The 15,522-nt window shown below is 45.5% G+C and carries 15 protein-coding genes; 1 reads left to right on the forward strand and 14 read right to left on the reverse strand.

Annotated elements, in window-relative coordinates:
• The first annotated feature begins 398 nt into the window (after positions 1 to 398).
• Entirely contained in the window at positions 399 to 2,489 is a 2,091-nt protein-coding gene (locus PK654_RS09960) for a methyl-accepting chemotaxis protein (RefSeq protein ID WP_271695634.1), read from the forward strand.
• 58 nt (positions 2,490 to 2,547) lie between these two features.
• Here PK654_RS09960 and dsbD read toward each other — a convergent pair whose 3' ends face one another.
• Genes dsbD through PK654_RS10030 form a run of 14 tightly spaced genes read right to left on the reverse strand, consistent with a single transcriptional unit; the run spans position 2,548 to position 15,515 of the window.
• Positions 2,548 to 4,287 (reverse strand): protein-disulfide reductase DsbD, encoded by a 1,740-nt coding sequence (gene dsbD / locus PK654_RS09965; protein WP_271695635.1) that lies wholly within the window; start codon positions 4,285 to 4,287, stop codon positions 2,548 to 2,550.
• Positions 4,284 to 5,180 carry an FAD:protein FMN transferase gene (locus tag PK654_RS09970; protein ID WP_271695636.1) on the reverse strand — a complete coding sequence of 299 codons (897 nt, stop codon included), beginning with the start codon at positions 5,178 to 5,180 and terminating at the stop codon, positions 4,284 to 4,286. Before PK654_RS09970 ends, dsbD begins: the two co-directional genes overlap by 4 nt.
• Positions 5,170 to 6,396 carry a DUF3570 domain-containing protein gene (locus PK654_RS09975; protein ID WP_271695638.1) on the reverse strand — a complete coding sequence of 409 codons (1,227 nt, stop codon included), beginning with the start codon at positions 6,394 to 6,396 and terminating at the stop codon, positions 5,170 to 5,172. Before PK654_RS09975 ends, PK654_RS09970 begins: the two co-directional genes overlap by 11 nt.
• A 15-nt stretch (positions 6,397 to 6,411) precedes the next feature.
• On the reverse strand, positions 6,412 to 7,077 hold the full coding sequence (locus PK654_RS09980; protein WP_443088745.1) for a DUF4266 domain-containing protein: 666 nt from the start codon (positions 7,075 to 7,077) through the stop codon (positions 6,412 to 6,414).
• On the reverse strand, positions 7,077 to 7,541 hold the full coding sequence (locus PK654_RS09985; protein ID WP_271695640.1) for a TlpA family protein disulfide reductase: 465 nt from the start codon (positions 7,539 to 7,541) through the stop codon (positions 7,077 to 7,079). Before PK654_RS09985 ends, PK654_RS09980 begins: the two co-directional genes overlap by 1 nt.
• Positions 7,542 to 7,564: 23 nt before the next feature.
• The gene (locus PK654_RS09990) at positions 7,565 to 8,794 is read right to left on the reverse strand and encodes a VWA domain-containing protein (RefSeq protein WP_271695641.1); all 1,230 of its coding nucleotides are present in this window, start codon (positions 8,792 to 8,794) and stop codon (positions 7,565 to 7,567) included.
• A complete protein-coding gene (tadF, locus tag PK654_RS09995) occupies positions 8,787 to 9,347 on the reverse strand; it encodes a tight adherence pilus pseudopilin TadF (RefSeq protein ID WP_271695643.1) in 561 nt (186 codons plus the stop codon). Before tadF ends, PK654_RS09990 begins: the two co-directional genes overlap by 8 nt.
• A 13-nt stretch (positions 9,348 to 9,360) precedes the next feature.
• Complete coding sequence (locus tag PK654_RS10000; protein ID WP_271695644.1) at positions 9,361 to 9,837, reverse strand: TadE/TadG family type IV pilus assembly protein; 477 nt, start codon at positions 9,835 to 9,837, stop codon at positions 9,361 to 9,363.
• Between the two features lie 3 nt (positions 9,838 to 9,840).
• On the reverse strand, positions 9,841 to 10,614 hold the full coding sequence (locus PK654_RS10005; protein ID WP_271695646.1) for a tetratricopeptide repeat protein: 774 nt from the start codon (positions 10,612 to 10,614) through the stop codon (positions 9,841 to 9,843).
• Complete coding sequence (locus PK654_RS10010; RefSeq protein WP_271695647.1) at positions 10,614 to 11,468, reverse strand: type II secretion system F family protein; 855 nt, start codon at positions 11,466 to 11,468, stop codon at positions 10,614 to 10,616. The genes PK654_RS10005 and PK654_RS10010 overlap by 1 nt, the downstream gene beginning before the upstream one ends.
• On the reverse strand, positions 11,465 to 12,370 hold the full coding sequence (locus PK654_RS10015) for a type II secretion system F family protein (RefSeq protein ID WP_271695648.1): 906 nt from the start codon (positions 12,368 to 12,370) through the stop codon (positions 11,465 to 11,467). Before PK654_RS10015 ends, PK654_RS10010 begins: the two co-directional genes overlap by 4 nt.
• On the reverse strand, positions 12,367 to 13,716 hold the full coding sequence (locus PK654_RS10020; RefSeq protein WP_271695649.1) for a CpaF family protein: 1,350 nt from the start codon (positions 13,714 to 13,716) through the stop codon (positions 12,367 to 12,369). Before PK654_RS10020 ends, PK654_RS10015 begins: the two co-directional genes overlap by 4 nt.
• The gene (locus PK654_RS10025; protein WP_271695650.1) at positions 13,717 to 14,877 is read right to left on the reverse strand and encodes a P-loop NTPase; all 1,161 of its coding nucleotides are present in this window, start codon (positions 14,875 to 14,877) and stop codon (positions 13,717 to 13,719) included.
• Between the two features lie 2 nt (positions 14,878 to 14,879).
• Positions 14,880 to 15,515 carry a CpaD family pilus assembly lipoprotein gene (locus PK654_RS10030; RefSeq protein WP_271695651.1) on the reverse strand — a complete coding sequence of 212 codons (636 nt, stop codon included), beginning with the start codon at positions 15,513 to 15,515 and terminating at the stop codon, positions 14,880 to 14,882.
• Positions 15,516 to 15,522: the final 7 nt, after the last annotated feature.

A 15,522-nucleotide genomic window follows, 5' to 3' on the forward strand; every position in this document is an offset into this window, starting at 1 on the left:
TCACAAAGCAGTTTGCTGATGATCTAACTCTGACGCCCGATATGTTCGGGCGGATAACGTCCCCTTCCCAGCCTATTAATTCACCTTATACTCTCGGCATACAAAGCAAGCAGATAAACCGTCAGATAAATTATTATAACCAATTGTTTAATAAAGCAATTATTAGCTATTGCTATTGATTTTAATATCAATTAAAGCCACTCATTAATTTTCTTATAAGGCACGGCCGGAACTCTTGAGTTCTACAGAAAAAATATGAGCACTGATGCATATCAAAAATGAGACCAAACCAGTCAGTTATTTATAGATTTATCATAGTGATATGATTATATTGCAAACATAAGAAGAACAAATATTAGCTTTCTCTTATTCCAATAAAAACAAGTGAGACCTTATCTATGCAATTCAAATCTATACAAATGCAAATTGGTAGCTACATACTCGCCTGCTCACTACTTATATCCGCGGTACTAGTTGGCAGCTCGTTAATTAACTCTGAAAAAATCCAGAATCTAACCGAACAGAAATCAGGGGCTCTTCTGATAGATCTCGTGAAGAAAGATCTGCTGGCGGAAGCCAATAGAGGATCTTCTCTGGTTCATGACGAAATTAATTCAGCTTTAGTATCAGCAAGGACGCTAGCCTACAACTTTACCAGCATCGAGAAACAGCTTGCTGACAGAAAACTGGATGCCGTACAGGCACAACAACTGATTAATCAGGCATTGGCTGAGAACGTCAATCACAGCCGAAAGTATCTTGGTTATTATTCTGCCTGGGAAGCCGGTGTTTTTGACGCTTTTCAGGCTTCGTCTGAGCCCGGTCATGACAGCAATGGTCGCTTTGTACCCTACTGGGCACTCAGTGACGGTCAAGCCGTACTGGAGCCACTTGCCGGCTATGAGGACAATAGTGTCACTGCCAACGGAAACCGTGTTGGTGAATATTACCTCTGCGCCAAAGACAGTAAGAAAGAGTGTATCCTTAACCCATACACCTATGTTGTAAATGGTAAGCAAACACTGCTTACTTCACTGTCTGCCCCGATTATGAAGGGAGATCGTTTCCTCGGTGTTGTCGGGCTGGATATTTCTGTCGACTTCTTAAGTGAGCTGGCAAATAGTGTCAGCGCTGGTTTATACGATGGTGCCGGTGAAGTTTATATCATCAGTCAAAATGGCTTCGTTGCCGGGCACAGCAAAGGGCAAAATATTGGCGAACGGCTTTCGGACAACAGCATTAAATCAGCGATAGGCAAGTCTGAGGCGAATCTGGATATGGGTGATATCAACATCATTGCCAGTGCTCCGATTAAGTTCAGCAAAGCCAATACTCAGTGGGAAATCGCTATTGTTCTGCCTACCGAGCTTATCTACAAAGACATTAAACAACTCGGAACAATCGTAGGCGAGGCAAATGACTCATCACGTAACCTGCAGATTCTGATCTCCATTGCAATCACCCTATGTGCCGTAACCATTACTTATCTTCTGTCGGGCAAAATAACCCGTCCGATTAAGGATACCGTTGCGATTTTCGATACGATTGCTAACGGTGATTTAACCCAGAGACTGACGGTCAAAACCAAAGATGAAACTAAGTCTCTGGCAGATGCCTGCAACACTTTCCTGAATAAAACGCATCCGGTAATTAAGGATGTAAAACTCTGTTCTGACGACCTCTCCAGCAATGCAGAACAGTCCCTTAAAAATGCGGTAGTCACACGCCAGCGAATGCAGGATCAGCAATCCAATCTGGAACAGCTTGCCGCCGCAACGGAAGAGATGGCTGCTACCGCGAGCGAAGTGGCAGATATTGCCAGCAGGGCGTCTTCTGCTACCAGCCATGGTCAGAGTGTCGCCTTTGAAGGGCAGTCTGTTATTTCCGATCTGGACTCAATCACCAAAAATCTTGATTCTGACATCAGCGGTACATCCGAAGTGATTAAAGAGTTGAATGAGAAAAGCAGTCAGGTTCGCAGCGTACTGGATGTCATTCAGGGTATTGCAGAACAGACCAACCTGCTGGCATTGAATGCAGCTATCGAAGCTGCCCGTGCAGGTGAACAAGGCCGTGGTTTTGCTGTGGTTGCAGATGAGGTTCGCTCTCTTGCTCAACGAACCCAGGAATCAACTCTTGAGATTGAAACCATTATCGAAAGCTTGCAGCAGAGCGCTCATCAGGCCGTTAAGTCAATGGAGAATAGTCAGCTTAGCGTTACATCAGGCGTAACTCAGGTTGAAAAAGCCAATGAAACGCTGGCAAATATTCTTACTACTATTGATGAGATTCATCAGTTGAACATACAAGTTTCTGCCGCCGCTGAGCAGCAGAGCGCAGTAGCAAGGGATATTAGTTCAGGCGTTACCGACGTTAATACGGTTGCGACTGAGGTAGCAGCAGATACCCAACAGACTGAATCTAACAGCCATAGCCTGACTGAAGTCTCCAACACGCTGGGAGAACAGGTTAAGCAGTTTAAGGTGTAAATAGAAAAACCTGAAAAAGCCACCATAATCACGGTGGCTTTTTCATCTTTCGGTTGTCTTATATATCTTTAGGGAACTGTTGGTTAAACACCGCTAAATTAACACCGCCGTTCAGACGGTTAGAAACCAGTTCATTTCCTTGCGGTGAGTAGAAAAAGATAGCAGGCGGCCCGTAGACTTTACGTTCGTTAAGCCACGCCATTTGCTCGGGAGTACTTTCCGTTACATCCAGTTTAATGAGTTGCCACTTCGCTAACTTATCTTCGACTTCTTCATTACCAAACACTTCACGCTCGATAGTTTTACATGAGACACACCAGTCAGCGTATAAATCAATCAGCACCGGAGCAGAGGCTTGTTTCGCATTCGCCAGCAACCTATCCAGCTCATCTATATCGGCTGTTTTATAAAACTTAACAGAAGTATCTGAAGAGTGTTTGTCTGCTCCTATTCCGGCTAATGGGTTTATTGGGTCACTCCCGCCACTAAGAGCCCCGACAAAAAGAACCAAACCGTAAAAAAGGGAAAGAAATGCAAACAGCTTTCGACTTCTTGCCCAGCCTGGCTCCGCCGCCTCTAATGCACCGAAGTGAATACCACTTGCCGAGAACAGTAGAGCCCAGAGTATTAAAACCAGCCAGCTATCAAGAAAACGACTGAGTAATACGATCGCTACTGCAACAAGCAACACACCAAAAAACTGCTTAACTGCAACCATCCATGCGCCACTCTTAGGTAACAGGCGACCACCACTAACACCAAGTACGATAAGAGGCCCCCCCATACCTATAGCCATAACAAACAAGGTAAGACCGCCAAAGACCCAATCCTGAGTTGCTGAAACATAAAGCAGAGCTCCGGCAAGGGGTGCGGTTACACAAGGAGAAACGACTAAAGCAGACAGGGCTCCCATAACAAACACACTGACTACTTTTCCGCCACCAAGTCTATCTGAACCTGAATTGAGCTTTTGCTGCAGTGATGATGGTAATTGCAGTTCATAGAAGCCAAACATAGAGAGAGACAACAAAATAAAGACGGCGGCAAACACACTCAGCAGCCAGGGTTGCTGAAGCATAGCCTGCAAGTTAATCCCTTTTGCCAGTGACGTTACCAGAATACCTGTTATGGCGTAACTCATTGCCATACCCAGCACATACGACAGGGATAAGGTAAAGCCCTTCCGCCCTGTCATATTGGCTTGACCACCAATAATACCGGATAGAATAGGAACCATAGGAAGAACACAGGGTGTCAGAGACAAGCCTAACCCCAGAAGGAAGAAAATAATTAACGCCTGAGTCTTAGACGCCTGCATCAGAAAGTCTGACAAGCCTTGCGTATTCTCAGCCAGACTTACCGCTTTATCCAATATTCCACCGGAACTATTTGATGACGAAGCCATCGGCAGGTCTATATTGATAGTCTGAGGTAAATAGCAGAGCCCTTTGTCAGCACACCCCTGATAACGAAGCTTCAACGCTCCCTCTCCCGTATATGGAAGGGTAATGGTCACCGGTTCGCTATAGACCTGCATTTCACCGAAGTAACTATCCGTTTTCATTTTGCCCGGAGAAGAGTATTGCGCGGCATCAATGGCAACACCTTCTCCTGCTTTAAACTGAAAACGGGATTTATACAAGTAATAACCAGAATGAACTGAAAAATGGACAACCAGGCCATTATCTGTCACCGACCATTGATAAGGAAAGGCTTTTTCTACTGGTAAAAACTGTTCATCCTGCGCAAAAGAAAAACAAGAAAACAGCAGGAAAATAGTTAAAATCCATTGCTTCATTGAACTAAAAACTCCGTGTTCTGGTGTATAACCAATTGGTTATCAATAAAAATCACGCCAAACTGGTCCGGAACTGGTAAAGCTGGCTGAATCGTGAGGGCTGTGCTCATTGCACCAGCCTCAAGAGCGGTAGGCGCCATAACAGAAACCGACAATACCTGAGGGTGAGTGCCCGCTTCAGCGAGAATATGTGAGGTCTCTTTATCGGCAAATCGAAAACGGCGCTCATAGTGTGCAGATGTAGTGAATGCGGCATCCTGTAACGGCAGAGAAAAATAAGCTTCTGATGGTTTTTTCGGATTTAGAACAGCAATCTGGAAAGGAGTACCGTCTGGTTTACTGCCTAATGCCCGGATATCACCACCAAAGTTAACAAGGGCACTAGTTATACCAGACTCAATTAACATCTCCACAGCCTGATCTATGGCAAATTCTTTGATTACTCCGCCTAAATCAAACTGAGTCAACTTGTCTTTGACGAAAAGTACACCATTTTGAACCTGCCATGAATCTACCCCCATTGCACCTTGGGCTAACTGAAACCCTTGCTTATAACTAAGCTCTGGCTGGCTATTCATTATGCTCTTCAATGTTCCTACGCTAGGGTCGAATACACCTTGCGTTGCGTTGACGAGATCTTGTAACAGAGAGAACACCAAGGCAGCCTCTTCATCGAGTTCAACGGAGCTATTGCGACGTTGGTTTACCTGAAGACTTAACCACGACTCACGGTTATAGAAGTTATATTTCTTTTCTAGTCTGCGGGTATTCTCTTCAACCCGGCTTGCCAGTTGGTTTAGCTCATGACTTAGTTTCCCTGTGCCGTACAAGCGTACTTCACAGGGAACCGTCATAGCCTTAAAACAGTGAACATAAGGCAAATCAGAATTCATACGTGGCTCCGACTGCCCACCAGTTTGCTTTAAATCCGTTCGACTGTTCGTAATAAGCACCGAGTGCATTAAGCCTGAACTTACTGAACAGCTTATAGCTAACACCAATCTCATAGGCATTTGCTGTGTAGTCACCTAAGCGTAGATCCGATGTAGCAAACCCTGTTGCCGCAAAAGTATTGTCTGAAGCGGTTGGTGATTTATAGAAAGACGCCCCTTCCTGCTTATACCAGAAATATCCCGGCGCAATAGTCAGTTTCTCAGTCGCTTTGTAGGTCATTTTTGACCCAATTTGATGAGACCTTACTCCCCAGTCATCCATAAACCATTTATAACGGGGACGAACAACCACTTCATCTGAAATGGCCCAAAATGCCTGAATATTCACACCACCAGAGTAGCGCTTATCCGGACGCGAATCCTGACCAACAAACACCTCATCATTGCCGATTGAGCCGTTATTGTTTATATCAATCTCTCTAAGTACAGTCAGATAGTGATTACTCAGGTAACCAGAGCGGTATCCGGCGTATCCGGTAAATACCATATACAGTTGTGGACTAAATGTCTGAGACAAGCCTGCTTCGACACTACCGGTAAAAATGTTTTGCCAGTCCTGAGTGTTTCCGCTGCTTGTTGTAAACTTATTGAAGGCCAGTGTTTTATCAAAAAGAGTCGATACGCCAAGACTATATGAGCGATTCTTTAGTTCATTTTCATAAACAAGAACCTTACCATTTAAGCCAACGCTCTTATAATCTTCTTCAGTTGAATAGTTGGCGCCAAATGTCCATTCATTGCGCTTCTCATCACGATAAGTCAGACTTCCGTTTATCGATTTCCGCCTGTCTTTAAGTTTAACCTTATTTACTTTATAGCCACTTCGTTGAGGATCGTAATCAGAACGCAGAACTTCATCGGTTTTAGCCTGCCCCAGCGCAATATTGTTCCTTCTTGCAATAAAATCAGCAGAACCGGAAAGTGGTGTCGTTGCTCCCAGAGAAGGAGAAGCACCAGAAATTGTGTCGTAACCTGTCTCAAGATTTAGAGTCCAGTCCAGCCCGAAACTCTTTTCCAGAGAAACGACCGTATCTTTTGCTTTTACTTTATCATCATGTTCACTGTAGTTCAGATAGTGAACAGATAAATGATCTTCAGCCATAGCACTATTAGCTATTGCTGCCGCACTGAGTAATGTTAATGGTATCTTTTTCATTTTATTAATTTTTATTTAGTTACAGCCACAACCACCGCCACCAACACCACTGCCGCCGACGGAACCTTGTTTATAGGAAAAAACTTTTTCAGAGAAGAGATCAAATTCAGGAACCGTACCGCCCGGTTTCATCTCTTTTTTAGCTAACGTTCCTTTTTCCCATGACTTAACCGGCTTTATTCCCAAAGCCTTATCAATGGAAGCAAGAATAGAACTTTGTTCACCGGACGAAGAAGACGTAGCTGGCTTACTTGCTTCAGGTTTTTGAACAACCTTAAGTGCCGGTTTGTCTGCGGATACTGGTTTGTCACTTGGTTTCAGGCTTGTAGGTTTCGCCAGCTTAAGAGTGAGTTTATTAATAGGATTCGCTTTAGGCTCTGCCTGCACACTGTCTTCAACGATAAGTCCGGGATATTCCCCTAAGCCGTTAAGTTGTTGTTTGCCCGGCTTAACCAACTCTACATTGCTGCGAAGGCCGATTTGATTTCCGTCACTGCTATAACTCGTGCCTGAAACTGTTTCTTGTTCAATAAGGCCAAACTCATTCTCAACCGTTTTTTCAGCATTACTTTGCTGGCTGGCAGCAGAAGCAGCCTTGTTACCCAGATGTTTCAGATTCAGTTTTATTTCGGCAGATGCAGAAGAGGCAATAAACACTGCTGCAACGACAATAATGCGCATCATATCTCGACTCCCATTTCCCTCAGATCCCTCAGGATCACTTCACGAATATCGTTAATTGCCCCAAAACGAACCTTAATAACCTGCCCCTGATACAAGTAATAAAGCGCAGGCATTCCTATAGGTTTAAAATCTCCGATTAACGTTTGCTCTGTATCGTTGATAACCGGAAAACTCAGTCCGAGAGACTTCTGAAACGCGCGCCCTACTTCAATATCCTCATCTACATCAACACCAACAACCGTAATTCCTGTTCCTTCCAGTTCCTGATAAAGTTCATTCACTTCCGGCAGCTCATGGCGGCAGGAAACGCACCACTCAGCAAAAAAATCGACTATGGTGAGTGCGTCTTGATTTAAATTTAACTGCTCTTCAGCCACAGGGGATAAAGTGTCCCCCTGCTGGTAAGCAAAAGACACTTGTGAAAAACAGAGTGCTATTAATATGACTAAACGGCGTAACATGATTTCTCCTGTATTTATCATTTTTATTTATTCCTGAACCCTAGAACGGTTCTATATTCAATACTCATAACTTCGGTAAAATATTGATTTAGTTGACCCTTATCACTGGCATCGAATACCCTGCCGATATGTTGATTACTATCTGATTGAGACTCACCGGCACAACGTTTGAACTGCTCCAGACGCGCATCACTAACCCTGAAACCAATAAAGTTCAGCTCGATATCCAGCCCTCCTGCGTCAGGAAAGCGTCGGGACTTTTCACATAAACCAGCTTGCTCTAGTTGATCAAAAACTGAGTTAAAGTCAGCACCATCTGTCATCAATATTAATTTTTTGTTAGGCACTTCATTCTGAAACAGTAAACGGGTGTTCCACGCCTCTTGCCAGTTAGGGGTCAATTGCCTGATTCCCCAAATAAGTCCCTCTGAAGAGTTTGTTCCGCCGCTGGCCTGAAGAGCGTCAACGGCGTCTTTTACCGCGTTCATATCTGAGCTAAGGGGAAAGGTTGGCGCGTCTTTACTACAGTCCGCCAGAAAATCTTGAGGTGCTTTATAGACCACAGCACGCTCCTCATGAGTCACGTCAATATTGGCGACGGTTTGGTCGATAAGAGCGTTGTTGCTCCCATCTTGCAGCACCCCTTCCACGCAAAACACTCCTGACTGAGGCAACCATGGCGCATTTTTAACAGAGACCTTGTCAGAAAATGGTACGATGGCCACCCGGACAAAGTCTGCGTTTCCGGCTTTTCTTTGCTGCTCAGATATATCGTCAATGGCTCTTGTCAAAATATCTTTAAGGTCATCCAGAGTGCTGCCTGCCATAGAGCCGGAAATATCCAGAACTAATACCAGTTCTGTCGGAGTGACATTGGGAATGGATTCTTTATGTGCTGACTCACCAGCCTGTACATTTGCCGACAGTTCAGCCTGAGCGAAACTGAGAGATGGAAATAGGTTGGGCAGGTTATAGCTCATTGATATGTTACATTTTGAGGTCTCTCTAATCTCACCATCAAGGTTTTCTATATTTGGTTTGTAATAGTTCCAATACTTGTTATTCAGTGTCTGGGCGGACTGATCCGCATACGCACATGCCAGTGCTGCTGCATCAACAGCCTGAGCTGAACGTCCTGACAGCATCATATAGTAACCAAGCACAATGGTTGCCGCTGTTGCCAGAACCATCGGAAAAAGAACCGCCAGAAAGGAGACGACTACTGATCCTTTCTGTTTATTCAGATTATTCATAGCTCCTCCCAATAAGCAGAGAGCGACTGCTTATAACATCCGGAAGTGGCAACCAATGCCATGGTAGCAAGACATGCTGAGAGGTAACTGGTTCATAAATACAAAGGACAAGCTGAATTAAAGTTGCATCGGTATCCTTGCCGGGCCGTGAATCCAGTTCGGTTTTTGGGGCCATGCCGGTTAGCTGAGATACGGGTGTTTCAACCTCACACTCTTCATTTCCTCCATTGAACGACTTAGGCGCAGAGCCATCACTGACCACCTGCAAAACTAACCCTATTTGTTCAACATTTATACTTTCCGGAAGTAAACGTTTCGCGACAACAACCAGATTTTGTGCAATTGCAGATTCGTCAGCTATATCAGCTTCCTGCAAAGTAGTAGCCACCGCATTAGTCAGAGAAAATGCAACCTCATTTAACTGCGTCTGGGCATTTTGAACTTTGTAGACCGTTACCAGGCCAAATAAAATTATTAGCACCCCGATAACGACGAACGGGAACTCGACGGCAACAGAGCCGTTCTGGCGGCTTCTGCCTGCCTTTCTATGCAAAAAGTACCTGCTACTAAGATTGATAGTCATAACTCACCAACACAATCTTATTAAACGAAAATAGCTCAGGAAGTTGCTCTGAAATAAATGGCATGGTCACAAACTGATACTGGTAAGACACCCGATATTCAACTAACTGCTGTTTGTTTGCTAAAGCACTTTGATTGCTGGCTAAACCTGCAATATCTTCCGCGTAGAATGGCTCTGAAACGGAAAGTTGCTCTTCTTTCAGCAGAGGAAAAGCCAAAATTCCATTAAAAAATCTATCGTCTGCCATTACAGAGGGAGGTAGCGCCCTTATTTGTCGCGCCGAAGTTTGTACCGCAGCAGAAAACACCATTTGGCTCCACATTAGTGCAACGATCTCAAAGAAGACGACAAACAACAGAGTCATTGGCAACGCGACCATGGCAAACTCGACACTACTGCTGCCAGCCTGCCTGACAGGGCTGGCATTGCGACGTTTTTGCTTACTATGCAACGGCATCATTCACTACTCCGACCCGGCTGCATGGCCATCTGCCAGAAGACGGTAATAGTTAGCATTGTTTTGTAGCTCTGCATTGGTGAGAACATCACTGGCAATCAGCTTGGCGGCATCCACTTTTCCAACAATGGCATACGAAACCGCTAAGTTCAGGCTCACTTTTTTACTCGCTTCACCCCGTTGATATATTGGATACAAGATATCAATCGCTTTTGACGGATTTCCGTCAAGCATCCAGGCCAGAGCCAGATTGTTCCTGTACTCTATGCTGTCAGGGCGCAGCTGTAGCGCCCGCTTGTATACATCACGAGCATCCGGATACTTCTGTTGCAAAGAAAATGTCACCCCAAGACTATTCAGGGCAACATCGTCTTTACCCTGCAGCTCTACCGACTTTTCCAGCATGTCACTGGCTTTTAACAGATCACCAAGAGCAAGGTAGGCACGCCCTATTTCCCGGTAGAAGCCTGCTGAAGGAGCAAGCTCTAAGCCCTTTTCCAGATAATGAAGCGCTTCACTGAACTTAGCCGATTGATTTGCCGCTGAACCAGCCAGAAACAGTAGTTTCGGGTCTTGCGGTTGTTTTTCTAACTTCTTCTTGTAAATGGACAGAGCCCGGTCTGCATGGCCATTTAACAGTGCTGTCTGAGCCAGATCCAGATCCTGTTCAACAGGGCTTTGTTTCTCAGTTGAAGCACAACCAACTAGTGTCAGCAGAAGCGCGAAAACAGAGGTAAACTTCGATATTGATTTTATTTTTTGGCTATTAAAGCTTTGCATTAGAATTGTTCCAGAGATTCAAGCAGACGCAGCACAACAGGTGCAACAATGATCACAACGACCGGCATCATGATAAATATCACCAACGGGAAGGACATTTTGGCGGGAATCTTGCCTACCCACTCTTCCAGTTCAAGTAGCTGATATTGACGGTTATCAGAAGCAATCAGACCCAAGGCTTTTGATAGAGGAGTACCATATTGCAATGCCTGAGACATGGTGGTAACCATGTTATTTACAGCTGCCAGCTCCAGGCGTGCATCCAGATTGGCTAACGCCTGCAGCGGAGAGTCCATAACTGACATTTCTGTTGCAGTCGTCAGCCATTCTCTCGATAGTGATGAGGAGACTGGTTTTATTTCATTGCCTACGGTCCGGAAAGCCGCTTCAAGGGTCTGTCCGGATGCAACACATACCACCATAAGGTCCAGTGCGTCAGGTAGTACTCTGCCTATCTCTTTTCTGGCATTAGCTACCCGCCAGTCAAGCAGGCGATCGACCAGTATTCCTGCAACTACAGCAGAAACAACACACTGAGCAATCCCCAGGCCATTTAACTCTAGTTGCTGATGAACGAACCAGGCGAATGCCGCTGTCACCATCAACATAAGCCTGACCAGCATAAAGATGGTTTCAGAACTATCAGAGCTGTAACCAATGATCTGCAACTTGAGTTTTCGTGATGTATTACTCTTCCAGCTCCAACGCTTTCTGAAAGCAACACCGGACGTGTAGTTAAAACTAACTGCCTGCAAGCGTCGCTGTACTCTCTCCTGCCGACGGGCAGAAGAGTAAAAGATTAAACAACCGGCTACTCCGGACAAAACCAGTAACATGGCAACTAACTGAATCATGAGAAATTCCTGTTTCTGGTCATTGAGTGCAATATCAGAGCACCAGTAACGATGCTGCCGCCGCAATATATGAGTACTGACTGTCCACTCTCTGAATGAATCAACAACTCGAACATGGAAGGAGCAATCCATGCAACCGCAGCCAGAATCAACAATGGCAAAAATGAAAGAAATGCTGCGGTCATTCTCGGTTCGGAGGTAAGGCTCTTCACTTTTTTACGCATTGCGCGGTTATCGTGCATGGTTCTGCTCAGGTTGTGCAGAATTTCTCTCAGTTGACCACCGTTACTCTGATTAAGTAACAAAGCCACTGAAAAATAACGAAAAGTAGGGTAAGGAAGACGAACGCAGGCATCTTCCAACGTTCTCCTAAGGCTCATTCCAACCGAGATGTGATTGTGTATTCTGGCAAACTCCTGACCGAGCAGATCATTCTGATTATTGGCTACCTGCTCAATCGCCTGAGGAACGGATAAACCAGCTGATACTGCACGACTGACCAGCCCCAATACTTGTACTATGCCCTTTTCAAACGCCTCAGATTGCCTTTTCTTTAACAGCAAGTAATAAGGTACGGCCACAAGTAAAGCAGCAAGCAACACTGTAGCGGCCTGCCAGCTTAACGGGATATCAGCCAGAAAAAGGCGGACAGCAAATGGAATGGTCAGCAAAATTCCACTGAGAGCAATCTTATCTTTGCGCGAGAATAGTGCATCAAATCTGATTACCATCTGGCTCAAATGGCCGGATTTGCCTTCACTTTTAACAATAGACTCAATACTTGTCTCTCTCACATTCGGCAGACGTTCATTCAGCCTAGCGACGACTCTCTTCCGCCTGCTGAGTTTGTGCCAGCTAAATATGGAAGAAATCAGCACAACTGCAGCTAACAATGCAATCATGACGTCATCTCCATGGCATGACGTAACTGAGACTCTAGCTGATAATAGGCCGCTTTCTCAGTGAACTGAGGCATGCTATTACCACTTCGGTAATGTCCCAGAACGTTACCCTGAACATCTTCTCCCTGAATAACATAGCGATAGAGATCCTGGGTAATATATTGTTCACCTTCCAGTCCCTGAACTTCAGTAATAGCAACAACGCGGCGTTTACCATCTCGCATACGTTCTATCTGAACAACCACATCAATGGTATCTGCAACCTGTCTGCGTAGTGCATAAAGCGGCAGGCTAGACTGAGCCATCAGCAACATATTCTCAATGCGTATCAGGGCATCGAGTGAAGAGTTAGCATGCAAGGTACAAAGAGAACCGTCATGACCAGTGTTCATTGCCTGCATCATCTCAAACGCTTCTTCTCCCCGCACCTCACCAAGTACTATCCGGTCGGGACGCATCCGCAGGGCATTTTTTAATAACTCCCTCTGGCTGACTGCCGCCAGACCTTCAGCATTCGCCGGGCGGGTCTCTGCCCTGATAACATGTGGCTGCTGCAACTTAAGCTCAGCAGCATCTTCGATAGTGATAATGCGCTCCTGAGGTGAGATACTGAAAGACATGGCATTTAAAAGCGTTGTCTTACCGGCACCTGTACCTCCTGCCACCAGCACGTTCAGACGACTGCGAACGATAATGTCCAGCAACCTGACCATACTGTCAGACATACTGCCTTTCTGAGCTAACTGATTTAAAGAGAGCTTATCCTGACTGAACTTACGTATTGAGATATAGGTTCCGTCAAGGGCCAGCGGCGGAATCATGACATTCAGCCGGCTGCCATCCTCCAGACGGGCATCCACCATTGGTGATGATTCGTCAATACGACGCCCGACTTTACTAACCACTCGTCTGGCCAAGTTGAGTAACTGCTCTTCACTACGGAACTGAACTTCTGTTTTGCTCAGTTTGCCCATTTTTTCGACGTACACTTCCCTGTGACCATTCACCATAATATCGGTAACAACAGGATCGTCGATTAGCGGTTGCAAAGGACCTAGTCCCAGTAACTCATCCACTAACTGCCTGACCACATTTGCGACATCACGGTTACCCAACGGCAGTTGGCTGTTTGAGACAATGTTATTCACCAGTTGGGCGATTCTGCTTTCCAGCTCCTGAGCAGAGAGCTTAACCACTACACTGGCCTCAATAGCATTAACCACATGGGAATGAATATGATGGTAATGCTCGCGGGCAGGGTCACTCTCTCCTGACCGGCTTTGCAAACCTGCGGAGTGCGCCTGAGATTCAGGAATTGTTTCTTTTAACTTAGATGAACCGAACATTTAAGCACCTCGTTTCCAGAGCTTACCGGATGCGGTACGTCTCTCATCCAGAACCAGTGCAGCCAGTTGATTAAAGGCATTTTTTACCTTTCTATCTCCTTTAAGGCCGGTTTTTCCTAATGAATCCCGGGTCATAAAATGCGAAGGAGCAAACGGCAAAACAATGTCAGCAGGGACTCCTAACGCATTGTGGACATCGTTGCAGTTTATAAGAGATGCTTTATCTGACTTGGTATGGTTAAGTACCAGTATGTTCAGCTTTTCGGAGCCGTGAGAGCTCCCTGCTGATAACTTTTTAATCACCTGACCCGCATTCCGGATAGTGGCAATGGTAGGTTCTATAACTAAAACTCGGACATCCGCAGAGTAGAGTTGACCGAACCCAACCTGATCCCTCAGAGAAAACGAGGGGATATCCAGAATAAGATGATTGGAATGGTTCAGACAAAATTTAGCGAAATGATCTAACGCACTTTTTTCCGGCCAGAATGGTTCTGAATCCAGAGGCATGTATCCGGTAAACAGAGTAAGGCCACTCTGAACCTGGCTGCCACTTCGCTCATAAACGACAGGTTCCAGCCTTTCAGGAAATTGCAACATTTCGACCAGAGCAGTACTTCCTTCTACATCAAACTGAAGATCCAGAGAGCCTGATGCAAAATCCAAATCCGTAACGCTGACGGATTGATCACGCTCTCTCAGAGCATAAGCCAGATTAACAGCAACAGTGGAAGCTCCTACCCCTCCCTTTACACCGGCAACCGCAATCACCTTGCCAGATTGACGCTTAGCTTCAGCTGGAAACTCAATGGATGACAATGCAGATGAACTAACCGGATTGGTCAGGTACTCTAGTGCACCAGCAGCCCGGACAGCTTTGTAATATGAGATCTGTTCATTGTCACCAACGGCTATCAGATGACAACCTGTACGCCGACGCAACTGTTCAACATGCTGTTTTGCTTCAGCCAGACTTTTACCAGTAACATCAAGGATCACTATCTGGTGACTTTCTTTAACCACCAGCCTGACAATTTCATCATGATCGGTTCCAGTCTGGCTTACTCTGCTAAAGCCTTGTTCAGACAGAGCCAGGTTAACTGAATAACTATCAAGTTGGTTGGAAGCAGCCAGAAGTACCGATAATTGTTGTTTATGCATAATTAGTTTCCTCCTGCGCCTGTAGCCGTGATTCCAGTAGTTGCACTGCCGCTATTGGCACTATTCGCACTAACCGGCGAAACATAGTTTTTAATTGAGTTAACGGCTGTTTCACCGTGTGTTGCCCCAAGTTTCTCTCCGACTATTAACTCGCGGGGATCAGCCACCATCTGTGCTAACGCTGCAGCATTTGCGCAACCAAACGAGGAGTGCGATTTATAACTATTGAAAATCAGTGCGTTACGAGTTTCCTTAGTGCAGTTTGGAACCTCAGCCCTGAAAGTTTCAATTAGCACCTTGATGTCGCCTTTTCCGGCAAACTCCTCATTACGAAGTTGAATCTGACTGTGGGTAAAACCTTTACTGACAAGGCGTTGCTCAATTAACGACAACTGACGAAATGCTGTTTTACTCTTTCCTAGCAGCAGAACCTTCATACCGTAAGGAGAACCCTGACGCCCGATAAAGCGCTCGATACCTGACAACTGCTGCGCGGAAACTTTGTTGCCTTGCAACTTCAGCGCAATACTATTGGTAACGGCATGAACTTTTATTGAAGGCTCATGCTGGATAGGATCCGGACTGCTGCACCCCACCAGAAAGGCAAGGGTAAACGGGAATAATTTAATTAGTTTCATAGCAAGC

This window comes from Vibrio sp. SCSIO 43137 (assembly GCF_028201475.1).
In the GTDB taxonomy this organism is placed as follows: Bacteria; Pseudomonadota; Gammaproteobacteria; order Enterobacterales; family Vibrionaceae; genus Vibrio.